General features: G+C 41.0%; 13 protein-coding genes and 2 pseudogenes. 11 read left to right on the plus strand and 4 right to left on the minus strand.

Features of this window, described 5'->3' with window-relative positions; genetic code table 11:
* Window positions 1-186: 186 nt before the first annotated feature.
* From C6W44_RS10065 to C6W44_RS10085, 5 genes and pseudogenes are all read left to right on the plus strand, one after another.
* Window positions 187-1,443 (plus strand): M24 family metallopeptidase, encoded by a 1,257-nt coding sequence (locus C6W44_RS10065; RefSeq protein WP_105246628.1) that lies wholly within the window; start codon window positions 187-189, stop codon window positions 1,441-1,443.
* Between the two features lie 280 nt (window positions 1,444-1,723).
* Window positions 1,724-3,187, plus strand: coding sequence for a sodium:solute symporter family protein (locus C6W44_RS10070; protein WP_105245333.1), 1,464 nt, complete (start codon window positions 1,724-1,726; stop codon window positions 3,185-3,187).
* Between the two features lie 223 nt (window positions 3,188-3,410).
* Window positions 3,411-4,364 carry a DMT family transporter gene (locus C6W44_RS10075; protein ID WP_227526419.1) on the plus strand — a complete coding sequence of 318 codons (954 nt, stop codon included), beginning with the start codon at window positions 3,411-3,413 and terminating at the stop codon, window positions 4,362-4,364.
* A 95-nt stretch (window positions 4,365-4,459) separates the two neighbouring features.
* Window positions 4,460-4,627 (plus strand): annotated as a pseudogene (locus C6W44_RS10080) (transposase); the annotation flags it as partial.
* Window positions 4,623-5,258, plus strand: a pseudogene (locus tag C6W44_RS10085) (IS3 family transposase); the annotation flags it as partial. The pseudogenes C6W44_RS10080 and C6W44_RS10085, both read left to right, overlap by 5 nt.
* Before the next feature lie 542 nt (window positions 5,259-5,800).
* Here the strand turns inward: C6W44_RS10085 and C6W44_RS10090 are convergent.
* The 4 genes from C6W44_RS10090 to C6W44_RS10105 all read right to left on the minus strand — a co-directional run bounded on the left by C6W44_RS10090 (window position 5,801) and on the right by C6W44_RS10105 (window position 10,033).
* On the minus strand, window positions 5,801-6,577 hold the full coding sequence (locus C6W44_RS10090) for a DUF6615 family protein (RefSeq protein ID WP_158676713.1): 777 nt from the start codon (window positions 6,575-6,577) through the stop codon (window positions 5,801-5,803).
* 115 nt (window positions 6,578-6,692) lie between these two features.
* The gene (locus C6W44_RS10095) at window positions 6,693-8,072 is read right to left on the minus strand and encodes a phospholipase D-like domain-containing protein (protein ID WP_105245337.1); all 1,380 of its coding nucleotides are present in this window, start codon (window positions 8,070-8,072) and stop codon (window positions 6,693-6,695) included.
* Window positions 8,073-8,106: 34 nt separating this feature from the next.
* Window positions 8,107-9,732: a leucine-rich repeat domain-containing protein gene (locus C6W44_RS10100; RefSeq protein WP_105245339.1), complete on the minus strand. Its 1,626-nt coding sequence runs from the start codon at window positions 9,730-9,732 to the stop codon at window positions 8,107-8,109.
* Between the two features lie 82 nt (window positions 9,733-9,814).
* The gene (locus C6W44_RS10105; protein ID WP_264755623.1) at window positions 9,815-10,033 is read right to left on the minus strand and encodes a M48 family metallopeptidase; all 219 of its coding nucleotides are present in this window, start codon (window positions 10,031-10,033) and stop codon (window positions 9,815-9,817) included.
* A 647-nt stretch (window positions 10,034-10,680) separates the two neighbouring features.
* Here C6W44_RS10105 and C6W44_RS10110 point away from each other — a divergent pair.
* The 6 genes from C6W44_RS10110 (at window position 10,681) to C6W44_RS10135 (ending at window position 25,383) form a co-directional block, all read left to right on the plus strand.
* A complete protein-coding gene (locus tag C6W44_RS10110; protein ID WP_075101223.1) occupies window positions 10,681-11,460 on the plus strand; it encodes a hypothetical protein in 780 nt (259 codons plus the stop codon).
* Window positions 11,461-11,512: 52 nt separating this feature from the next.
* Window positions 11,513-11,998, plus strand: coding sequence for a DUF1788 domain-containing protein (locus C6W44_RS10115; protein ID WP_199774477.1), 486 nt, complete (start codon window positions 11,513-11,515; stop codon window positions 11,996-11,998).
* A gap of 45 nt (window positions 11,999-12,043) precedes the next feature.
* A complete protein-coding gene (gene brxC / locus C6W44_RS10120; RefSeq protein WP_199774478.1) occupies window positions 12,044-15,538 on the plus strand; it encodes a BREX system P-loop protein BrxC in 3,495 nt (1,164 codons plus the stop codon).
* Between the two features lie 56 nt (window positions 15,539-15,594).
* Window positions 15,595-19,029 carry an Eco57I restriction-modification methylase domain-containing protein gene (locus C6W44_RS10125; RefSeq protein ID WP_199774479.1) on the plus strand — a complete coding sequence of 1,145 codons (3,435 nt, stop codon included), beginning with the start codon at window positions 15,595-15,597 and terminating at the stop codon, window positions 19,027-19,029.
* Between the two features lie 82 nt (window positions 19,030-19,111).
* Window positions 19,112-22,573 (plus strand): Eco57I restriction-modification methylase domain-containing protein, encoded by a 3,462-nt coding sequence (locus C6W44_RS10130; RefSeq protein WP_105245341.1) that lies wholly within the window; start codon window positions 19,112-19,114, stop codon window positions 22,571-22,573.
* Window positions 22,573-25,383: a TrlF family AAA-like ATPase gene (locus tag C6W44_RS10135; RefSeq protein ID WP_105245343.1), complete on the plus strand. Its 2,811-nt coding sequence runs from the start codon at window positions 22,573-22,575 to the stop codon at window positions 25,381-25,383. Before C6W44_RS10130 ends, C6W44_RS10135 begins: the two co-directional genes overlap by 1 nt.
* The last annotated feature ends 151 nt before the right edge of the window (window positions 25,384-25,534 follow it).

Consider the following 25,534-nt stretch of genomic DNA (forward strand, 5'->3'; position numbering starts at 1 on the left):
TTAAGTTGTTTGTCTATATGTCCGATTATAAACATAAAATGTCGCTTATGAAAAAATACCTTATTAATTTTACCTCTATTATCGAACGTGTTCTCAGTTAATTATTACCTACTTTGGAGACGTTCCATGTCAGCACTAAAAGACCTTACTAGCACGTTATCTTCTACAGATTTTTCTCGAAAATCGATGAATTCATTAAACCTAACCTCTTTAGATGGCTCATTAGATAATCCGCATCTCCCAAGTCTAATCGAAATTAAAAACGGCCAAAAAGTGCAACCGACTTTTAGTCATCAAGAATATGCAAATCGTCATGAGAAACTTCGTGAGTATTTAGATAATCATGGCATTGTGGCGGCGCTTTTCACCTCGATACATAACATCAATTACTACTCTGACTTTATATATTGCTCTTTTGGGCGACCTTATGGACTAGTCGTTACTTCAAAAGAAGTCGTGTCAATCTCTGCCAATATTGATGGTGGACAGCCTTGGCGGCGTACTGTGGGCGACAATAATATTGTTTACACTGATTGGCAGCGTGATAACTATTTCAAAGCCGTTGCTCAACAAATTCCTCATCACGGCCGTGTAGGTATTGAGTTTGATCATTTACCAATGGATCGCTTTGCTAAGCTCAAAGCTATTTTACCCAATGTAGAGTTTGTTGATATTAGCCTAGCATGTATGACCATGAGAATGGTTAAGTCCTCTGAAGAGATAGCGCTAATAACAAAGGGCGCTCAGGTCTGTGATATTGGTGGGGCGGCATTGGTACAGGCTGTTTATGATGGCGTGCCCGAGTACGAAGTTGCCTTGGCATCTACACAAGCGATGGTGAAGGCTATTGGGGAGCAGTTTGGTCAAGTAGAGCTCATGGATACATGGACATGGTTTCAGTCAGGTATTAATACGGATGGTGCCCACAATCCAGTAACCAATCGTCGTGTCCAGTCGGGTGATATATTGAGTCTTAACTGTTTTTCTATGATAGCAGGCTACTATACCGCGCTTGAACGCACATTGTTCTTGGATAAATGTGATGCAGATTCACTACGCTACTGGCAGATAAATTGTGAAGTGCATGAAGCAGGTCTTGAGCTTATAAAACCTGGCTTGCGCTGCTGCGATATCGCACATGAGCTGAATAAAATTTATGCAAAATATGACTTATTAGGAAAACGCAGCTTTGGTTATGGACATTCTTTTGGTGTGCTCAGCCATTATTATGGACGCGAGGCAGGACTTGAGCTACGTGAAGATATTGAAACAGTGCTTGAGCCAGGTATGGTCATCTCTATGGAGCCGATGATTATGATTCCAGAGGGCATGCCGGGTGCTGGCGGTTATCGAGAGCATGACATTTTAGTCATCAATGAGACGGGCGCTGATAATATCACAGGCTTTAAGTACGGCCCTGAGCATAATATTATCGGTCGTTAATGTAGGGGAGTGTCATCAATAAATACTGTCTATATTGAGTGGGCTACCATGAATAAGTTTCTTATTTTAAGCCCACCAACATAGATGATGATGCGCCTCGCACAATGCAATTATTTTCATATTTTACTTATTAAGGAAATAACATTATGGACCTGTTTCTTAACAGCTGGACGTTATTTTGGTTTTTGACCATTAATGTACTGACGCTATTACTGGCAGTGAGTTATTTCTTCGTAGAGCGTCATAACAAGTAATGTAGTAAACGATACGAGGAATCGACATGTTTATTAATTGGATGATATTGTTAGCAGCAATTGCACTTCTCATTGTATTGGCTAGTAAAGCGTCAAAAGTCATGTCAGCAGATGAGGAAAGTGGTTTTTTAGTAGCCGGTCGCTCATTAGGGCCTTTTGTTATAGCAGGTACTGTCGTGGCGACTGGGTTTAGTGGTTGGGGCTTTATGGGTTCACCTGGTGCCGCATACCAATACGGGACGATTGAGCTTTTAGGTAATTTCTTTTTTGCACCAGCCATGGTCGTCGCCGTATTATTCTTTGCGGTTTATTTGCGTAATAGAGCCATGAAGATGGGTAGTAGTACCATTCCTGAATTTATTGTCAACTTGCACTGTAATGATCGAAATTCAATATCTGCTCGCACTTTGCGTATTATCACGTCTTTGGGCATGGTTATATTTTTGACCGTATTTTTGACGGCTCAGATTAGAGCGCTTGGTATGTTGGGTAGTAGCTGGCTCGGCATTTCACCTCTTCTGGCTTCTGCGCTTTTATTGGTGATTATTACTATTTATACCATGGCAGGCGGATTGCTCGCTGTTGCTTGGACTGATACTTTTATGGTGATTGGGATGGCCACTGCTGCCATTTATATAGTGGTTCAGGTGTTCACTGACATTCCTTTAGCAGATATGATGACGCAGCTGAATGCGATAGATCCAAACCTGGTCAATCCAGAGAGTTCTAACCCATATGGTAATGCCAAAGCTTCTGTTTTTCTAGTATTTGTCTATGCGCTTATCTTTAGTACTGCATTGCCTTATATGTCAGTACGTTTTTTGGCGATGAAATCTAATATTAGTATTGCCAAAACAGGCTTTTATACGGCCATTCTAGGGTGTATTTTGAGTTTGGTGCCTATCGTTGGCTTATATGTTCGTATCAAAAACCCAGGTCTGATCAATCCCGATGAAGCAATGCCTTGGTATTTAGCCAATGCTATTCCAAGTGTGGTAGGTAGTGTGATCACTTTGTTTATTATTTTTGCTATGAAGTCTACGGCAAACTCTATCTTGCATACCTTATCAACTGCTGCCTCACATGATTTGCGTTTGGCTATATTTGACAATAAACCTCGCACTGAGGCTGAACTATTGAAACTGAATAGATTGTGGGTCGCTATTGTGGCTGCTATCGCCTTCATTTCTACTTTCTTCTTACCTGAAGCGATGCTTAGCTATCTAGGCATATTCTCTAGCGGTACTTTAATGGCAGCTCTATCTGGTGTACTTTTGGTGACTATCTTTTATAAAGGCTCAACGATGGCTGCTATTGCCTCTATTATCGTCGGTGCTGTTTGCAGTAGTTATCTCTTAACATCAGGTATTGTCGGCTGGGTAGAGGGACCTCTTATCGGATCAGCTGCATCAGCCATCACTTACGTGGTCGTTAGTGTATTGGTTCCTAATAGAGTCAAAGCCATATCAGAAGAAGCTGTCAGCGCTTAGATATAGATACTTATATTTATGAATACTTAACAGAGCCTAAACTAACCGCTGAGTTTATTGACTGATAGTCATAAATTCAGCGGTTTACGTATTCAGTAAGGCTGGCAAGTATGAGTTGTATAGATAAGCTAATGCTGATTAACACTCAGTTATTTTGTACCAATTTTATATTTACTCAATGATATTACGAACATTTTATGTTCAATAATAGAGGTGACTAGTCGTGGAAGTATTGAAAACCAGACCTATAGCGGTTGATGTCAAGCCATGGATTGGCACCATACAAATTGTCATGGCGGCCATATGTTGGGGCACACTTGGTATATTTTCGACTTATCTTAGTCAATTAGGTTTTAGTAGTTGGCAAATTACGATATTGCGTATCATAACGGCAGCTATTATTGCTATAACGATGTTGCCTAAGATCTGGAAACCATTAAGTAGGCTAACACTCGGTCAATGGTTTGGGCTTGGTCTACAATCCCTAATTGGCGTACTGGGTATGACGGTTTGCTACTTATTTGCAGTGCTTCATGTGGGAGCAGGCACAGCAGTCGCATTACTCTATACGGCGCCAGTCTTTAGCTTGATATTCTCGCACCTATTATTAGATGAGCGAATTACTTATAAAGCTGCATTGTTAGCAGTTGTAGCAGTGATTGGCGTTGGTATGACTACGATGGGTGGCTCTACTGAAGGGAATTTGGGTATTGCCGTTGGGCTGCTTTCTGGCGTTTGTTACTCTTTATATGGTGTGCTTGGTAAACGCGCCATGCATCATAAACACTCTGCACCACTTGTCTTTTTTACGTCAATTTTGTTCAGTGGCATTATATTATTGTTCATTCCTACCACGTATACAACTTATTATAAGCTGATACAGCTTCCCGTTATTAGCTGGATATATGTACTGGGCTTATCTTTGGTAGGTACGATTGCACCTTTTGCATTATATATGAAAGCATTAGAAAAACTACCAGCCACACGCGCGTCAGTATTTACTATCTTTGAACCTTTGACCGCGATATTTTTGGCAGTGTTGCTCCTGCATCAAATGTTATCAGGTATTCAATATATAGGCGTTTTTTTGATTTTGCTCGTTGCTTTATTAAATGGGCTAACAAATTCGACCAGTGTACAACTGCAAAGATGGTTTAGAAGACAAAAATTATCGTAATTTAGGGCGTGTTGAACATTGGGTATAAATTGATGGCAAAAAAAATAGCGAACGGTTAATCTTTAAGTTCTCACACAAAAAAGATATCGTTCGCTATGCCTCGCACCATGCTCAAAGATGAACACTGGACAAGACTGAAACCTATATTACTAGAACTTAATATCTATAACAAAGGAAATCTTAGACAAACGGTTGAAGGCGTGCTTTATCGCATGCGTGTTGGCTGTCCTTGGCGCTACTTATCCGAGTATTTTGGCAAGCCTATATATGGTCAGAAGCATCAAAGAGGAACACGGCATTAAATGTCGTCGTCATAAGCGCTTTAAAGTCACCACTGACTCTAATCACGACAAGCTGGTCTATCCAAACGTACTGGATCAGAAGTTTGATGCCAATCGCCCTAACCAAGCATGGGTAAGCGATATTACTTATATCTGGACACATGAGGGTTGGCTGTACTTAGCAGGTGTTAAAGACTTATACACCAAAGAGCTTGTCAGTTACGCTATTAACAAGCGTATGACCGCAGATTTAGTATGCCGTGCACTCAACATAGCGATTAAGAATAAACGACCTACTAAAGGGCTAATCGTTCATTCTGACAGAGGCAGTCAGTACTGTAGCCATGCCTACCACAAGATCATTAAACAGCATCAGTTTACAGGATCTATGAGTGGCAAAGGCAATTGCTTCGACAATGCTCCAATAGAAAGCTTCTGGGGCACTTTAAAGAACGAGCTGGTATATCATCAGGATTATAAGACTAGATTTGCAGCGATCAACGATATTATTAGATACATCGAGCTGTACTACAATCAGACTAGAATTCAAAAGGGTTTGGGCTATAAATCACCAAGACAGGTGTGGTTTGATTATTATCGTCAGGCTGCGTAACTAAAATCTCCCAAGTTTATGTGTACGGATTTGACGGCAGGGGTCAGTATAGTCTACTGAATCTATAAATTTTTTGGTAAGTTTAACCTTCATATATCACCCATGCAGCAGTATATAACCATAGTGTTAGTAGTATCATACTTTAATTACTATAAGGGTCAAAGTATCAAGATAGTATCAAAAAACCAACTAAGTCCATGCGTTCGCATAAATTTTAGACAATAAAAAACCCTTACAAGTCAATGACTGTAAGGGTTTGAATTTGGTGGGCCCAGTATCAACCATATTTAAATCTTAAATTATTGATTTAAATGTATTTATTAAAAAATATTTCTACTTATACCAACGGTTATACCAACAAAAAAATAACGCATATGCTCAGTAACTAATTAATGTAGTGAAGAATCCGATCTAAAATATTATTGTTATCTATTGTTAATATAGCGTCCTCTTATGACTAGAAATATAATAACAGGAAGCAGTGAGATTAATAGAGACAGAAAATATAACTTAAAATAGATATTAAAAGCTAGCAATGGCTTCTAGCGAATATCAACTACGACAACTTTCCTTGGCTCTATTGAACAGTTGTTTTTAATCATGTTCTGAATATTCTGTCTTAACCCTCTATCGCTATCTAATTGCTGTTGAGTGCTCTCAGATATTAGTCTCACGTAATCGGGCAGTATTTCTGTTTTGCTATTTTCAATTTGTTCAGTAAAACTACTCTTGAACGCACTTTTTTTTGAAAGCAACTTCTCAAGTCTATTTGTGATCGTCTGAATAGAAACAGAGTTATTTACATTATCTTGTTTCAAGCTACAAAATAACTGATGAAAGTGAATACATTTCTCTAAAATTTTTGACTTAGATAGCCTTGTTCTGTTTGGTAAGTTCGCAAATCTTTCTATATCAAAAGCACTAGCAATATAGACACCGCAATCTGGCGTCTTAGAGTAAGGGCATAGTGCCGATTGGCTATATAAAATATAAAGTGGAACACGTTTATATTGACTCGCATATCTTAGAAGAGTGTTAATTTGTTGTTTAGTATCGTTTGGATAACTAAAAGCACTACGATAAGACTTATGCTCACTGGATATTTTTTTGGCTTGTATTAATAATGGTAGGCTATAACTATCACCTACAAACCATATTTCCATTTCAAAATCCGCGCCTGTAGTTTTATTTTCTTCAGACTTAGTAAACGACTTAGCAGTAAAGTGAGATTGGCTTCGGTTAGCTAAAGACCATTTCCAAAATAAGTAATCAGTGATGGACTCTTCTCCTGCTAATGGTACATGGGCGGAAAAATCCATCACCTTACTCTCAATTTCTCTATGTATTTGGCAGAGCGACATAATCTAATTACTCTTATATTTGATATTGGCAATCGATGAGCTACGAAGCTATAGATACAACGTCTTATCATCATCAGAATGGTATATCGTCATCAACGGCATATGTATTAGTTTCGAGATAATCAATCTCTTCAATCAGTTGCGCTTTTATATTATCAAAATAGGCGTCCCAGTCATCAATACTATGGATAGTCTGATAATCCTCACTATCTTTAATTATAAAGATTTCTTTCTCGAGTTTTTCTATCTTATATGTGAGCGTTTTGATGATGGCTTTGAGCTGATCGGATTCACTGACGGTTTCGGAGCGAGGCTTGAACATACCTTGCTTCAGCTCAGATAGTACCTCTTTCACTTCTGCGATATCATTCTTTTTATAAGCTTCATTTAGTTTGATAAAGGTCTCTTGTGCGACAACTTTCATATCTTCGCTAACACGATCAGGGTGACAAATTTGACTGGCTTGACGATAAGCTTTTTTTATCTCCAAACGTTGGTCGTCATCTAATTGGTAGATGTTTTTTTCAGATTCAATTTTAAACTGCTCATTATAGTCTGCTTCATCTTGTACTGCTTCTGCGTACTCTTCAGGGTTATCTTGGGTAGATAGTTTGCGTAGTTCCAATAATCGCTTGATGTAACTGCCAAGCTCTTGTGTATGACGATGATGAAACTCTGAGCACAGCTGTTCCAACTCTATTTTTTCATTATCATAGGCATTGAGCTGATGCTCAAGCTGGCGAATTTCTAACTTTAGAGCGCTAATATCAATGTCGCTATAGATCACTAGGGCATGATGGTTCTTAATAAACTGCTCGATAAGGGTTATTGCGGTCTCAAACCTATGCTGTTGTAATGCCTGTGTGATAGCGGCGATGTCTTGCTGAAAAGCATATATTTTTAGTTTATTGCTTTCTCGAGTGATGTCCTCTATGTCTTCTAAAACCACATAGTTTTTTATGATTTCAAGACGCTTGATGATTTTATCGAGCGGTAGCTCTGGAGTATCATCTTGATCCTCAAAATAAGTATTACGAATTTTCTTAAACTGTTTGATGAATTGGTCTGCTAGAACGTCATCACCTTTAGTAATCAGTATATTTTCGTGGTTTTTCTCAGCTTTATAACTCCAGTTATAAGAGCCATTGATTACAGTATCGCTATCAATGATACAAAACTTATTGTGCATAAGGTCTTGCTTACCATCACCAATAAGATAGGCAGCAGACGCTCCGATATTTAATTGGCCGTAATCAATATAACTTTGCTGGTTAATAGGATCGTTTGACAGCATCAGCTGGACAGTAATGCCTTGCTGTGCCTTTTGGAGCATTACATTAAATAAGTTTTGATTGGTGAACCAAGCAACAGCGATATAAATACTGCTCTGTGCTTGTTCAAGCTCAAGAGAGATACGCGCTGCGATATCCTCGAAAATAGCTTCTGTTTGCATATAGAACTGTCCCTAAAGATCTGTACTAATATTTCTAATACTCTATTAAATGAGAAATACTATCAGGTATTGAGATATCTTGATTAAGATAAACATAAATAACTCTCAATTTCTTGAGACTACTCAAGCTTTCGGGTAGTGAGTTAAGCTGATTACCTTGAATATTGAGTGTTTCAAGGCTACTAAGATTGCTTATGCTTTCAGGCAGTGAGTTTAATTGATTATAGCCAATATTAAGTGTTTTAAGACTACTGAGATTGCCTATGTTTTCAGGTAGTGAGTTAAGCTGATCACCTCGAATATTGAGTGTTTCAAGACTACTAAGATTGCTTATGCTTTCGGGTAGTGAGTTCAGCTGATTAGAATCAATATTAAGTGTTTTAAGACTACTGAGATTGCCTATGTTTTCAGGTAGTGATTTCAGCTGATTACCTCGAATATCGAGTGTCTCAAGGCTACTAAGATTGCTTATGCTTTCGGGTAGAGAGTTCAGCTGATTAGAAGCAATATCAAGTGTCTTAAGACTACTAAGATTGCTTATGCTTTCGGGTAGTGAGTTCAGCTGATTACCTCGAATATCGAGTGTCTTAAGGCTACTGAGATTGCCTATGCTTTCAGGTAGAGAGTTCAGTTGATTATAGCGAATATTAAGTGTTTCAAGGCTACTGAGATTGCTTATGCTTTCGGGTAGAGAGTTCAGCTGATTAGAAGCAATATCAAGTGTCTTAAGACTACTAAGATTGGCTATGCTTTCAGGTAGTGAGTTCAACTGATTACGTTGAACATTAAGTTTTTCAAGAATACTAAAATTGCCTATGCTTTCAGACAAAAAGCTAAGTTTAGTACCCATCATATTAAGAAATTTCAAGTGAGTTAGCTTGTATATCTCTTCAGGATTTGTGATTAATCCACAGTTTTCAATTATAAGTTTAGTCAGATTCTTAAGTTGATGGATACACTGAGGTATATTTATCGTGTCTGATGCAACAATAGTGATATCAGTTAATTGTTTTAACTCACAAATTTTGTCAAAAAAATTATTTATACTACACCCATAAGCTGCAAAACTCCTTAAGTTAATAAGCAGTTGAGCATTCTTTATAAAATTAATAGACTCGGCTCCTCGAACGTCAATTTCTTTAAATTTCTGAAGGTGATTGAATTCAACAGGTATATAATTCATTTTATTAGTGACGAAAAATATTTTTTTCAAACGTTCTACTTCATTATTTAAATCACGTATTTTTGTCATCAGTGTTATTGTATCACTAGGGCTAGAAAGACCTCCACACTCTTCATATATTTTTCGCCGCATTTCCATGTCTGCTGCCAGAGTGTTCTCCGCCTCTTCTTTTTCCTGCAAACAGTCATAAAATCTTTTATAGCTACACATGTAAATACGTAAAGACTCTAGCTCTGTTAAATCTGCTTTATTACGAGGAATAATATCGTCCTCAATTTCGAACTTATCTGCCCAGTCCCATATTTCTTGCATCCAGCTCTCATCGACTAGTGCTTGACTAGAGGTTCGTAAAGTTGCTGCTGCTTTTATGATATCAGTCGTTAAGCGGATTTGACTTCTGCGACCCTTGCTGGTCACGAGTCCATTGTTAGTGCGCTTAACTAGAGCATTTGATTCTTGTTCATCTTTTTGAGTCATAGCTTATGTGTCTTATCAATTTTAAGTCTGAAATGATGATATCACAGTTTGTTTTTTTAGCTTATTCAAAGTAACTTCCACTCTAAGTAATCTTTTCTCTCTGCTTCCAATTCTCTTGACCTAAAGGCATGCGATTGAGTAGGTCACGCCTTGATCGCCAGTCAGGCATCTGAGTATCTAGCAGAGCCTTGAATCTATCGTTATGCTGGCGTTCTTTGAAATGTAGTAGCTCATGCACGATAATATATTCTAAGCAGGGTAGGAGGGGTGTCAATTCAAACCCCAATATCAGACACGCCACCTGAGTATTTGTTGTAAGGCTGTAATTCCCTCTAAGCTATATGATAAAAGGCGTAAAAGTAATTTATTGTGTAGGACTATTTTAACTGCTTGTTTCTTTATCCTATTAAAGTTAATAATGCAATACCCTAAAAATCGCCGATATCCTCACCTAAGAAGCAGATCGTATCTAATTTATAATAATGAATAAAGGTTTAAAATTGAGTCGAAATATATGTAATGTACATTCATATTGCTCATAAAATGATAAGCGATGTTAAGTGAATCGCCTGGACAATATGAAAGTGTATTTTACCTGAGCAGCCAGCAACGCCTAATAGATTAAGATTGTTATAGTACTGCTTTTTTAACTCAAAAGATAATATATAGCCAATTGTAATACTCTTTCCATCATAACTGCAGAGTTTCAGGTACGCACCAGCCTTAGAGTCAACGGTTTGAAAGTTGACCACGTAGAAAGATAATCAGCTCATTTGCTACACGTATTCAAGGTTTCAATCTATAACGCAATTTGAATAATGTGGAAAAGACCTAGTGGTTTTATTGATAAAGCGTTATACCAGGGTATAATGACAAACAATTTTAGGGCCATTAACTTACAAAGATGATTGACACAACTTCTTCATTATTCAATGAGAGCTTATAGTTATGACTACAAAAGAAAATCAACAAAAATTTGGCTTTAAATTCGGGCAAAATGGTGCACATTCAGCCCGCACTATGATGTTCTCGGAGCTGACACAGCTATTTGAGGGACAACCAGTAAATGCAAAACCTGACGATTATCGTGATGATATTGAGCAGGCTAACGTTTTACATAAACCTACCAGTAAGTCGCGCACCTTGACTTGGCGACATCTCGTCGATTTGTATGGCATGGATACAGAAATTACACTTTTTCGAATCTTCCGACAATTATGGGAGAGTGATGCTAGCGCACGCCCTTTACTGGCGTGTCAGATGGCATTGACGCGTGATCCTATATTAGAGATGTCCAAAGCCAAAATATTATCTCTGCAGTTAGGTGAACACTTGCCAAGAGAAGATATGGAACAGGCTATTAGTGATCAGTATCCTGACAGGTTCAGTGCAGCGTCGCTCAAATCTCTAGCGCAAAACGTTAACGGCACATGGACAAACGCAGGTTATTTGCACGGACGAAACAAAAAGCATCGAGCTGAGCCTGACGTGAGGCCGGTTAATGTGGCATTTGCTCTATTACTCGGCTATCTACAGGGAGCGACCGGAAATCGGCTGTTTAATACCGAATGGACTAAAATCCTGGGTTGTCGTCAGGAACGTTTGGTCGAGCTGACAAGGCAGGCAAGCTACAGTGGTTTAATTGATTTCAAGCACTCTAGTGAGGTGATGGAAGTGACATTTCCTAACTATTTAAATGAGGAAGAGGAGTCATGGATATATGAGTAATCGATTGAATCGCCTGATTCAAAGCTATTCTAGTTATATTAGTATTCCCTGGATGAGAGGATTGGCAGATGAGCAGCGTGTACTGTTTGCCGTCTACCACAAAGAAGATGAACTAAAGCTACGAGCGCGTACTGAAGAGTTCCGTTTGGCGACTGAAAGCGCAGGACATACTTGGTTAGAGTTGGATATAACGCGCCTGTTTCCTGAATGGATGGCAGAACAAAAATACCGTGAAGACTATTTTGAAGATCCAGAGTTTTTGAAGTCTAAGTATAAGGTATTTACTCGACAGTCTGTGGAGCTGTTAGCAGAGCGTATTCAAAATGAAGCTGATGAAGACACCCTGGTGGCTCTAGTAGGGTGTGGCACATTATTTGGCTTAGCTTCCGTATCGGACTTTGTAAAGCAATTAGCTCTTCATGTACCAGGTCGCTTACTGGTATTGTTTCCAGGAGAGTATATTGATAACACCTATCGATTGCTAGATGCTCGCGATGGCTGGGGTTATCAGGCCACAGCGATTACAGCAGAAAACTAATATATATTAATAATATACCTACCTGTCTTACTTTAGATCAGCGTAATGTTTGCAATGGAGCTTGAAGAAATGTTGAACCGTGAAATTTATCAGTTAGATCCGACGCTGAACCGATTAGAAAACAATGGTGTTGCAGAAGTAAAAGATGATCAGTCTAGTCAAGCTCTTAAAACTTTGCGTTATGAAATACAGACATTCGTCTGTGATGGTGAGTATGAAGCTGGATTAGATAAAATTTTATCTGCCTATCTGACAAACCTAAACAGTGATCATGAGCAGCCAGGAGTCTGGATCTCTGGTTTTTTCGGTTCAGGTAAGTCGCACCTGGCAAAGATGCTTAGAGCTTTTTGGATTAACCAAGAATTCAATGATGGAACTAGAGCAAGGGATATTGCTGATTTGCCATTAGAAATTAAAGATCAATTCAAAGAGCTGAGCAGTGTTGCTAATCGATATGGTGGTCTTCATGCCGCATCTGGAACATTAGGGTCAGGTGCAAATAATAATGTGCGCATGGCACTACTTAATATTATATTCAAATCTGTTGGACTTCCAGAGCAGTACCATCAAGCTCGCTTTGTAATGTGGCTCAAGAAAAAAGGTATTTTTGAGAGTACTAAAGCAAGGGTTGAAGCTGAAGGAGACTACTGGGAAGATGAATTAGAAGATCTTTATGTCTCTCGTAGTATTGCTGGAGCATTGCTGGAAGAAGATAATACGCTAGGCGAAGACTTTAAAGAGGTGCGACAGCTTCTTCGTGAACAGTATCCCATTGCCTCAGATGTTACTAACCAACAGATGGTAGATGCAATTTATGATGCTCTGGCATCGGATGGTAGCTTTCCACTCACTCTGATTGTATTAGATGAGGTACAACAATATATTGGCACTGATGCTGAAAAAGCGCATCAAGTTCAAGAAATGGTTGAGACTTGCTGCAAACATTCTAAATTTAAAAGTAAATTGCTATTTGTTGCCACTGGTCAAAGTGCATTGTCGGGTATGGCAAACTTACAACGTTTGCTTGGGCGCTTCCAGATTCCTGTGCAGTTATCTGACACTGATGTTGAGTCAGTTATCCGCAAAGTTATCTTACAGAAGAAAGCCTCGGTTAAGCCTCAACTAGAGGCAATGTTGCAATCTCATCTAGGAGAAATATCTCGGCAGTTACGAGGTACGAAAATTGAACATCACCGTGAAGACGAGAAAGTGTTACTGGCTGATTATCCATTATTGCCGGTACGCCGGCGTTTTTGGGAAAAGGTCTTACGTATTGTAGATACTACAGGTACAGTTTCTCAGCTACGTAATCAGCTCAAAGTCATTCATGAAGCAGCTCAGGCTACAGCAGACAAGCCGTTAGGTCATGTCGTGCCAGCTGATTTTATCTATGATCAAATCTCAGTGAACCTTTTACAGACAGGTGTAATCTCTAAGGAAATCACAGAAACCATTGGTCGGTTTTCTGCGGGTGATGCTGATGACAAGCTCAAGTCTCGTATACTCGCTTTGGTCTTGTTGATTGGGAAACTGCCTACTGATCCAGCAGCTGATTGTGGTGTAAGAGCCACCGCTGATATGCTTGCGGATTTACTGATAGAAGACTTTAATAACGGCAAGGATGCGATCCGTACGGCCGTGCCTCAGTTACTGAAAGAGTTGACTGAAGAAGGTCTGCTGATGGTTATGGAGACTAGCGTAGGCGCTGAATACCGACTGCAAACGCAAGAAAGTGCCCAGTGGTATGACACTCTACGTCAGGAGGAGGCAGATCTGCGTGGTAATATGCAGCGCGTCGAAAATATACGTGTTGACCTGCTCCATAAATCTATCCGCCAGGACATTAGCAAGATTCGATTGACTCAAGGTAAGTCTAATGAGATGCGTCAGCTGATTGTTAGTTTCGATTTAGAGCTGCCAAGCGATGCCAGTGAAAAAGTCTATGTTTGGATACAGGACGGTTGGAGTCTTGATGAAAAAAGCTTTATATCCGAAGCCCGTCGTCGTCAGCCTAGCGAGCCAACAATATTTGTTTATATCCCTGCGCGTAACCGCTCTGAGTTGACCAATGCAATCATTACAGAGAATGCAGCATTTGCGACACTAGAGAAGCGTGGCATTCCTAATACTGACGCAGGTACGGATGCTCGTAGTGCGATGGAAACTCGCCATCGTGATGCACAAAAGCAAGTCCAAGCTTTATTGAGTGAGATTTTTGCTGGCGTGCAAGTATTGCAAGCCGGTGGTAGTGAAGTTGAAGGTAATAGCATTGCAGAGCGTGTTGAGACGGCTGCTAAAGCATCATTAGTTCGTCTGTATCGTGAGTTTGATGTTGCTGATAATACGGGATGGGGTAAGGTCTATGATCGAGCTCGCAAAGATGGCGGACAGAATGCATTAGAAGCTGTAGGTTACTCTGATGAGCCTGAGCAGCATCCAGTTTGCGCACAGATCAAGCGCTACATAGGGGTATCTAAAAAAGGTAGTGAGATTCGAGATCATTTTTCAGCCGCTCCCTACGGTTGGCCGCAAGATACTATCGACGGCGCTCTATATACCTTGCTGGCTAGTGGTATTTTGATTGCTAAAGGTAGTGGCAGTGACAACCATCCCATCTCTGTAAAAGAATTAGAACGTAAACAAATTGGTCAAACTAATTTTCTACCAGAAAGCATTACTATTCGCCCAGTAGATATGATTCAGATACGCGGATTAATGAATGCTAGTGGCATTGCGTGCCAGCCTGGTGAAGAGGCGACTAAACTAGATTTGCTAATACAGAAAGGTCGAGCGTTGGCAAAAGAAGCGGGTGGTGATGCTCCTTTCCCTGTGCGTCCAAGTTATAGGTTGTTTGATGAAATCGGCCAGCAATCTGGAAACGCTAAGCTTAAATATGTTTTAGATGAACGAGATACTATTAAGCAATCACTCCAGAAATGGGCTGAGACTGCTGATAAGATTCAAAAGAGGCGATCTGATTGGTTCGTGTTAAAAGATTTGTTAGACCAGAGTCAGGGTCTGTCATTCCAAGCTGATATTCAAGCCGAAGTAAGTGCCATCGAAGCCAATCGCTCATTACTAGACGAGCCTAATCCAATTACTAGCCTTAGTAAGCAATTGGTTGATAAGTTACGGGAAGCTGTACAGTATCGTGTGGATAGTTACCTCGAACAGCATGCCAAGAATTTGGCTCAGTTGGAAGCGGATAGCTATTGGCAGCAATTAGATGATACTCAGAAAAATGAGATTCTGAATAGGTTCAAGTTAACAACATTTAATGAGCCGGCTCTAAATAATGCTGATGCCATTCTCGATGCTTTGAATGAGGTTAGTCTCGAGCAATGGAGAGACCGTACAGACGCTCTAGCCAGCAAGTTTGAGAGTGCACGTATGGAGGCGTTACGAAGATTGCAGCCTAAAGTACAGCATATTGCTCTGCAACGAGCGACTTTTGAGACAGAGGAAGACGTCAATACCTGGCTGGCACAAGTTAAAACTCAAATTCTTGATAAACTTAGTGATGGGCCGGTGACCTTCTAATGATGACAACTCGACAACCTCTTGATAAAGCTTTGCGTCGTACGCTAGAGGCAACAGTGATTAAAGCTCGTGATATCGCTGAACTAGCGGCAATTCAAGCACTCAACCGCCTGGGTGTGGGCGATGCAAAACCTGCTGACTATTTAAATGAAGAGCAGCGCAAATTGCGTACTCGTTTACGTGCACGTGGTCGTCAATTAGGCGACATTAAAAAAGACAATGGTCAACAAGGCACTCATAAACTAGTCACCGAAGTAGCCTACGAGCACTGGCACCGTATGCTATTTGCGCGCTTCTTAGAGCAAAATAATCTATTAATGTATGACGAGTACACCTCATTAAGCTTAGATGAGTGCAATGAATTGGCTCAAGACTCTGATACAGCTCGTGATGATTTAGAGCGCCGCTGTGAAAGTGGTTGGGAGCTAGCTGGCGTGCTAGCCTCCAAGATGTTGCCACAGATTTTTCGTATTGATTCCCCAGTGTTTGAGTTGGAATTTTCTCCCGAGCATCAGCGTAGTCTAGAGCAGCTCGTCACAGGGTTATCTTTAGAAACGTTCCAAGCTCAGGATAGCCTTGGCTGGGTCTATCAATTTTGGCAAAGCAAGCGTAAAGATGAAGTAAATAAGTCTGAAGTTAAAATTGGTGCTGATGAACTATCTCCTGTAACACAGCTATTTACCGAACCTTACATGGTTAGCTTTCTATTAGACAATGCGTTGGGCGCTTGGTGGGCTGGCAAGCGACTGACTGAGAGTGACTGGCAACATGCCAGCAGTGAGCAAGAGCTACGCAATAAAGCGGCTATTCCAGGCGTATCACTTGAGTACCTGCGCTTTGTACAAGACGAGCAAACCAAACAGTGGCAGCCAGCTTCAGGCACCTTTGATACTTGGCCAAATGATCTCAGTGAGTTTAAAGCCATAGATCCATGTTGTGGGTCAGGCCACTTTTTAGTGGCTATCTTCCTCATGCTTGTGCCAATGCGTATGCAGCTTGAGAATCTAAGCGAACAACAAGCCATTGATAAAGTGCTAAGTGAAAACTTACATGGGCTTGAGCTAGATCAGCGCTGTGTGGAGTTGGCAGTCTTTGCCTTAGCACTAGAAGCTTGGCGATATAAAAATGGTGGCGGATATCGCAAGCTACCAGAGTTGCATTTGGCCTGTAGCGGTCTGTCTATTACGGCTGCTCGTGATGAATGGAAAGCGCTAAGCCGAAATGCTGGCAAGCAAAACCTAAGCATTGCGCTGGACTGGATGTATCAAACATTCCAGGACGCGCCAGTGTTAGGTAGTCTGATTAACCCACGCCGTAGCGATGCGGCAAAGATTGCCAAATGGGATGAGCTACAGCAACTATTAGGTAATGCATTAGCAAAAGACGAAAACAATGCTCATGACCTTGATGGCAGTTCTAAAACTAGCCTATTAGAAGCTGGCATTGTGGCTCAAGGTTTAGTGAAAGCGGCTGAGCTGTTGAGCAGTCAATATACTTGGGTTATTACTAATGTACCTTACTTGGCGCGTGGTAAACAAGACGATACGTTAAAAGATTACTGCGAAAGATACTACCCTGAAGGTAAGAATGATTTAGCCACAGTATTCTTAGATCGTTGCCTAGAGTTTTGCAACCATGGCGGTACGGCTAGCGTTGTCTCACCCCAGAACTGGTTGTTTCAGAGCTCGTATAAAAATTTCCGAGAGAAGCTTTTACAGAATGACAGCTGGCATTTGATCGCTCGCCTGGGACCGGGTGCATTTGAGACCATTAGTGGTGAGGTTGTAAAAGTCATCTTGCTTAACTTGAGTCGTGGTAATACAGAAAGTCAGTCTACGGGTTTATTGAACGATAGCAGTATGGTTAACTCGATACGTGGCATAGATGTATCAAAGATAGTGTCAGTGACTGAAAAAATAGCAGGGCTAATCGTAGATGATGTTAAAAGTGTTAAACAAGGTAAGCAGTTAAGAAATCCTGACCATTTAGTGACGTTTGAAAATGTTGAAGGTAAAAGATTAGAGCGTCACGGCAAGTGTGTTCAAGGAATTAAAACCGGAGACGATGGTAAGGTACGGCGCTGCTTTTGGGAGGTTGAACATAACAGAGCGAATTGGGTTTATTATCAAAGCACTTTTGAGAGTAAATACCATTTTGCAGGACTCGAATATCTACTTTACTGGGGTGACGATGGTAAGGGTTTGGCTCGCCGTCAAGGTAACCGAGCTTGGGGCAATAAAGGTATAGCAATAAGCCAAATGGCAGCGTTGCCACCGGCACTTTATCTTGGGGAGAAGTATGATAGTAATATGACTGCTATAGTACCTCTTGATTACAGAAATTATAATGCCTTAGTTGCGTATGGATTGTCCGGTAAATTGAGCACAGAAGTTCGAAAAATTGATTCTTCGTTAAAGCCAGCAAATAGCACTTTCGAAAAAGTCCCCTTTGATCTCGATTACTGGGTCAAAGTAGCTGAAGAGCAATATCCTAATGGTTTGCCCCAGCCACACAGTAACGATCCTACCCAGTGGATATTCCATGGTCACCCTTGTGGGTCAGTGGTCTGGAATGAAGAGACTAAGTGGACTACTCATGGCGAATTGCGAGTTGATGATACCGTGCTGCAAGTTGCCGTCGCTCGACTGCTAGGTTATCAATGGCCAGCCGAACTTGATACAGAAATGGAGTTAGCCACAGAGCAGCGTGAGTGGGTGGCACGTAGCCAAGAGCTTAATCAATTAACTGACGATGACGGTATCGTTTGCCTGCCAGCTGTGCGTGGCGAAAAGGCTGCTGATCAGCGCTTAGAATTACTATTGCAAGCAGCCTATGGCGAAGCTTGGACTACACCTCTAAAAAACCGTTTATTGGAAACAGTAGGTGGCAAGTCGCTCAACCAATGGCTACGTGATAAATTCTTTGAGCAACACTGTAAGATGTTTCAACATCGCCCTTTTATTTGGCATATATGGGACGGTTTGAATGACGGCTTTAGCGCCTTGGTTAATTATCATATGTTGGACAAAGCTGGCTTGGAACGACTCATTTATACCTACTTAGGTGATTGGATTCGTACTCAGCAAAGTGGCATGGCTAGCGGTGAAGACGGTGCACAAGAGCGTCTGTCAGCGGCTGAAGCACTGAAGCGCGAGCTAGAAGCTATTCTTGAAGGTGAAGCACCTTACGATATCTTTGTACGTTGGAAGCCATTAGCAGAGCAACCTATCGGCTGGAACCCAGATCTAAATGATGGGGTGCGCCTAAATATCCGATCATTTATGAAAGCTCGAGACGTCGGTAAAAAGGATGCTGGCGTGTTGCGCTCGAAGCCTAACATTCACTGGAAGAAAGATCGTGGTAAAGATGTCGAGTCTGCGCCTTGGTATAGTTTGGGTTTAGGGTATGAAGGCAAGGAGGGTGATCGGATTAATGATCATCATCTGTCTTTAAAACAGAAGCTTGCAGCTCGTAAGGGTTCTAAACAGTGATAAGGCCAGCAAATGAATACTTTGCATACCCTTTATATTTATCAGATGTAGATATAGTTAATATTATCTTGGTGAAATTTTAATGACAACAACTCGACAACCTCTTGATAAAGTTTTACGTCGTACGTTAGAGGCAACAGTGATTAAAGCTCGTGATATTGCTGAACTAGCAGCAACTCAAGCACTCACTCGTTTGAGTGTGGGCGATGCTAAGCCTGCTGATTATTTAAGTGAAGATCAGCGCAAATTGCGAACTCGCCTGCGTGCACGTGGTCGTCAATTAGGCGATATTAAAAAAGACAATGGTCAACAAGGTACTCATAAGCTAGTCACCGAAGTGGCTTATGAACACTGGCACCGTATGTTATTTGCTCGGTTCCTTGAGCAAAACAACTTGCTCATGTACGACGAATACACAGCGCTCACCCTGGCTGATTGCAACGAATTGGTGCAAGACCCAGATACCGCCCGTGATGATTTAGAACGACGCTGTGAAAACGGTTGGGAGCTGGCAGGTGTATTGGCATCGAAAATGCTGCCGCAGATTTTTCGTATAGACTCCCCAGTGTTTGAGTTGGAGTTTTCTCCTGAGCATCAGCGTAGTTTAGAACAACTCGTCACTGGCTTATCTTTAGAAACTTTCCAAGCTCAAGATAGCCTGGGCTGGGTATATCAGTTTTGGCAGAGCAAACGCAAAGAAGAGGTGAATGCGTCTGAAGTGAAGATAGGTGCAGATGAACTGTCACCTGTCACCCAGCTATTTACTGAACCTTACATGGTGAGCTTCTTACTTGATAATGCCTTAGGTGCTTGGTGGGCTGGCAAGCGACTGACTGAGAGTGATTGGCAACATGCCAGCAGTGAGCAAGAGCTACGTGACAAAGCCGCTATACCAGGCGTATCACTTGAGTACCTGCGCTTTGTACAAGACGAGCAAACCAAACAGTGGCAACCTGCTTCTGGCACTTTTGATGCCTGGCCAGATGATCTGAGTGAATTTAAAGCCATAGATCCATGTTGCGGTTCAGGTCACTTTTTAGTAGCCATATTCCTCATGCTTGTACCGATGCGTATGCAACTCGAGGGTTTAACTGAACAACAAGCCATTGATAAGGTATTGAGCGAAAACTTACATGGGTTGGAGTTAGATCAACGCTGTGTGGAGTTGGCTGTCTTTGCCTTAGCACTAGAGGCTTGGCGATATAAAAATAGTGGCGGATATCGCAAGCTGCCAGAATTGAATTTAGCCTGTAGCGGATTATCTATTACCGCTGCCAGAGACGAGTGGAAATTGCTTAGCCGTAATGCTGGCAAGCAAAACCTAAGCATTGCTCTTGATTGGATGTATCAAACCTTCCAAGATGCGCCAGTGTTAGGTAGCCTGATAAACCCGCGCCGTAGTGATGCGGCAAAGATTGCTAAATGGGATGAGTTAGAGCAGTTATTAGGAGAGGCGTTAACAAAAGACCAAAGCAAGGTTCATGACTCTGATAGCAGTGCTCAAACAAATCAATTAGAAGCAGGGATTGTGGCTCAGGGCTTAGCGAAAGCGGCTGAACTCCTGGGTAGTCAATACACTTGGGTTGTTACTAATGTACCCTACCTTGGCAGGGGTAATCAGGACGACACATTAAAAGATTACTGTGAAAGGTATTATGCTGAAGGCAAGAACGACTTAGCAACTGTATTTTTAGAGCGTTGTTTAGAATTCTGTACAGAGGGTGGTACAGCTAGTGTGGTTTTAACGCAGAATTGGTTATTTCTGACTACTTATGAGTTGTTTAGAGAAAAGCTATTACTTAATTACGACTGGAAGTTTATAGTAAAACTAGGTGGTGGTGCTGAAGCTTTTGATTTGGGGCCAGGCAATATAACTAACATTGCTATGGTTTCGATAGAAAATAGCAAAAGTGCTAATCAGCTTATTCGAGGTATTGATACATCCCAATATAAGAATACTTTAGAAAAATCTTTTGCATTAATCTCTAGCAGTATTGATAGTGTGAGCCAGGATAGACAACTTGATAATCCGGACAAAATCATAAAGCTAAAAGAGAGCCAAAACGAGAGGTGGTTTAGTGAGTTTGCTTCATGCTATCAAGGTACATCAACAGGTGATAACCCTAGATTCGTCCGTTATGTTTTTGAGTTTAACGAAAGTATCGATGGATGGCACTACCTCGAAGCAGTACCAAAGGGAATTTTCTTTTATGAAGGTAAAAACTCTATTATAAATTGGGATGGAGTAAATCAGTTTAAAAATTCAGCAGTGCGTGGATGGTCTGCCTTTAGTATTAAAGGAATTTCTATTGCACAGATGAGTGAACTACCTGCCTCTATATTTATTGGCGAAAAATTTGCTAATACCACTCCTGTTATAATTCCAAAAAACCAAAAGAATTTACCTGCGTTATGGGCAATGTGTAATTCAGAAATATTTCCACAAGAGCTTAGAAAAATAAATCAAAAACTCAGTGTAGATAATGGTTATGTTGGTAAAATTCCTTTAGATCTTGATTATTGGACCAAGGTAGCTGAACATCAGTACCCCAACGGACTGCCAAAGCCATATACCAATGATCCTACCCAATGGATATTCCACGGCCATCCTTGCGGCTCAGTGATTTGGGATGAAGAGACTAAGTGGACAGTAGAGGGAGAACTGCGTATAGATGAGTCTGTACTGCAGGTCGCCGTTGCTCGCCTGCTAGGTTATCGTTGGCCTGTGGAATTAGATACAGAAATGGAGTTAGCCGCAGAGCAGCGTGAGTGGGTAGCACGTAGTCAAGAGCTGAACCAATTTACTGACGACGACGGTATCGTCTGCTTGCCAGCAGTTCGTGGTGAAAAATCAGCAGATCAGCGTCTGGAAGCACTATTACAGGCAGCCTATGGCGAAGCCTGGACCACACCTCTAAAAAATCGCTTGCTGGAAACAGTGAAGGGGAAGTCGCTTAACCAATGGCTACGTGATAAATTCTTTGAGCAGCACTGCAAGATGTTCCAACATCGTCCCTTTATTTGGCATATATGGGACGGTCTAAATGACGGTTTTAGCGCCTTGGTCAATTATCATATGCTAGACAAAGCGGGGCTGGAACGACTGATTTATACCTATGTTGGGGATTGGATTCGTACTCAGCAAAGCGGAATGGCTAGCGGCGAAGATGGCGCACAAGAACGTCTCGCTGCCGCTGAAGCACTTAAGCGCGAGCTAGAAGCTATTCTTGAAGGCGAAGCACCTTACGATATCTTTGTACGCTGGAAGCCCTTAGCAGAGCAGTCTATCGGCTGGAATCCTGATCTTAATGACGGGGTACGCTTAAATATACGTCCATTTATGAAGGCTCGAGACGTCGGTAAAAAAGATGCTGGCGTGTTGCGCTGGAAGCCTAATATTCACTGGAAGAAAGACCGTGGTAAGGATGTCGAGTCTGCGCCTTGGTACACCTTAGGTTTAGAGTATGAAGGCAAGGAGGGTGATCGGATTAATGATCATCATTTGACATTGGCTGAAAAGCGCGCGGCGAGGGATAGTCTGTAATGGGTGAAAACTACCAAGGTATGCGCTGGCTAAAATGCGATTTACAAGTACAGACTCCCGAGGATAGTGCGCATTGGGCTGATAGAGAGTTGCGTTTAGGGGAACCAAGAAGACCAAGGGTTGAGGGAGCTTTTTGTGAGAAAAGTATTCAAGAAAAAGCTAGGGCTTTTCTAACACGTTGCCATGAGCTTGAGTTAGATGTGATTGGCATAACTGATCATAACTTCTCACAAAAAACTGATCCAAGAGACTGGTTTTTGACTCATTTGGTTGAACAGAACAAAGGTGTTGCAAAAGAGGTTGGACGCAGCCCATTGGTTATTTTTCCTGGGTTTGAAGTGGATATTGGCTATCATGTTTTATGTTTATTCCCAACTGCTAGAAAACAGAAGCAGTTAGAAGAGTGTAACCGATACCTTACAAAGCTTGGATTATCTGAGTCAGAAAGGTTTTATTCAGGTACGCCTAACTTACTTAGAAAAGATGGTCAAAATGTATCATTGAAAACGCTTGTTAGTTTAGTTCAGGGCGAAATGGGTGGTATTGTTATAGCGGCTCATTCAGACCAAGCTAGCGGTATGTTAGAGCAGTCGATATACCGAGAGGATTTTAAACACCCTGAGTTGTATTGTGTTGAAGTGACTAAGAACCCACCAGCGCAAAAGTATTTAGATATCTTAGAGGGAAGAAATACTGACTGGAAAAGAGACGGGTTTTATCCCGCTTACATAATGTCATCAGATGCAAAATCTCTAAAGACAGAAAGCTGTGGGAAACCAAAGCCTAACAGTCTTGGCTATAGGCATACTTGGATTAAAATGTCCAAACCCTCTATTGAGTCATTACGGCAAGCATTTTTAGATCCTACTTCTCGCATTAAGTTACCTGAGGACGTCACAACCGATAAAAACCCATCCGTTTTAAGTAATTACCCTTATATCAAATCCATTAAAATCGAAGGGGCTGAATTTTTAGATAACCAAGAAATTCACTTTTCACCCAATAAAAACTCTCTAATTGGTGGGCGTGGTAGTGGCAAGTCAACAGTGCTTGAGTATTTGCGTCTTTCCTTGGGTAAGGAAAATAAAGAGCAAGGTAGCAAAGCCGAGCGAGTTAAAAAAACCACTCAAAACCCAGACTTTAAAGCGACAGTCGAATACCGTCAAAAGCACGGTGTGAATTATACGCTTGAGCTTACGTCTGCGGGAACGTCAGTTACAAGTCACGATGCACAAGACCAGGCTATATTATTAAAAGGTTTGCCTGCTCAATTTTTTAGTCAGCAGCAATTGAATAAGATTACTGAGGCAGATGAGAATGGGCAATTAAAAAGTACAGAGCTGCTACTAGAGTTAGTAGACGGCTTCGTTGCTGACGAGTTGAAAGAGTTAAAAGAGAAAGAAGAGATTTTGTTAGGTCAGATCAAGCACAAGCAAAGTCTAAAAATACTACATGATGATAACTCAGAAAAAATCATTAAGTTGAAGCAGGAAATTGAAGGTTTAACGCAACAGTGGCAAGCAAGACAAGATGTACAGGCTGATGCTGAGACCCATAGTCTGCTTAAAAAAGAGCAGACCTATATTGACTCTGTGGCTAGTTTAGTTAATAACGATATTGAACAACTGAAGGTTAAAGCTTTAGAGTTTGATGTGAGTTTTAGTGGCTTTATTCATGATGATACGCCTAATGCGGAGTGGTTTAAAACTCTTGATCAAGAAGTTAAAAAGGCTAACCAAGTATTAAAAGATAGTATTGAAAAGTTAATTGAGCAACATAGGTCAAAGCTTGAAAGTTTTTTTGCAGAAAGTAAGCAATGGTCATCAATTAAAGACCAACTTGATAAAGCAGATAGTATATTTCAAGAGGCTTGCGCATCAAAAGGTATACAGCCAGAAGATATAAAAGAGCTAACATCGTTATCAGCTCAGAAGTCGCAAAAAGAACGAGAAGTTAGTCAGCTCGAAAGAAAAAATAAGGAATATGGTAATGATATTCAGGAACTTGATGTATTAAAGCAAGACTTAGAAACTATTTGGGGGCAGCAGCTTGACCTCAGAAAGCAGGCTGCAGACAAAGCTAACAAGCTAGCTGTTTACGAAGATAGTAAAAGATCTTTCGTGTCCGTGGAGGTCGTTTATCAAGGTAATGAACAGGCTTTTTTAGCTGTATGGGAAGAGTTAAAGCCTTCGACCTATCAGAAAAAGGTTGCAAGACACTGGTCAGATTTAATTTTGCCGGCTTATAACCGCGCTGTTAACCTTGATGAGCCTATCTGGCAATCACTTTACCGTGAAATAGCTCATGATCCTAGTCTATCTGAAGTTAAGGCTGAGTTAGACCTTAAGCCTTCGGATTGGGAGCGTGTTAGCACTATCCGTATTCCTGATTCTATTGATATCACACTTTACCGTTCAGATGGGTCTGCGGCAGGTAAAATATCAGCCAACACCTTATCAGATGGGCAAAGAAATACCGCAGTTCTAGCTTTACTTTTGGCGCAAGATGGAGGGCCATTGATCATCGACCAGCCTGAAGATGAGCTGGATTCAAATTTTGTTTTTAACGAGCTTATTCCAATGATTCGTCGCATGAAAATGAAGCGACAGCTCATATTTGCCACACATAATGCCAACCTACCAGTTAATGGTGATGCAGACTTGCTTTATGCCTTCGAAGCAAAAGATGGTAGAGGAATTTGCAAAGCGCAAGGTGGTTTAGATCGCCAAGATGTGACTGAGGCTGTTCTAGATATTATGGAAGGCAGTGAAAAAGCGTTTACTAGTAGGCGTGAAAAGTATGGATTCTAAAACAAAAGAGATAAGCATAAGAGTGTAAGTCTATTCATTGCCTATCTGTCGAATATACAAGTTGAAGTTTAAATCTGTAACACTTGTACTCGGTAGTTTTGCATTTTTTATTAGCAACACTCCTACCTATCCGCAAGGAATATTATGAAAC

The sequence above is a fragment of the Psychrobacter sp. Marseille-P5312 genome (assembly GCF_900291405.1).
Classification (GTDB): Bacteria; Pseudomonadota; Gammaproteobacteria; order Pseudomonadales; family Moraxellaceae; genus Psychrobacter; species Psychrobacter celer.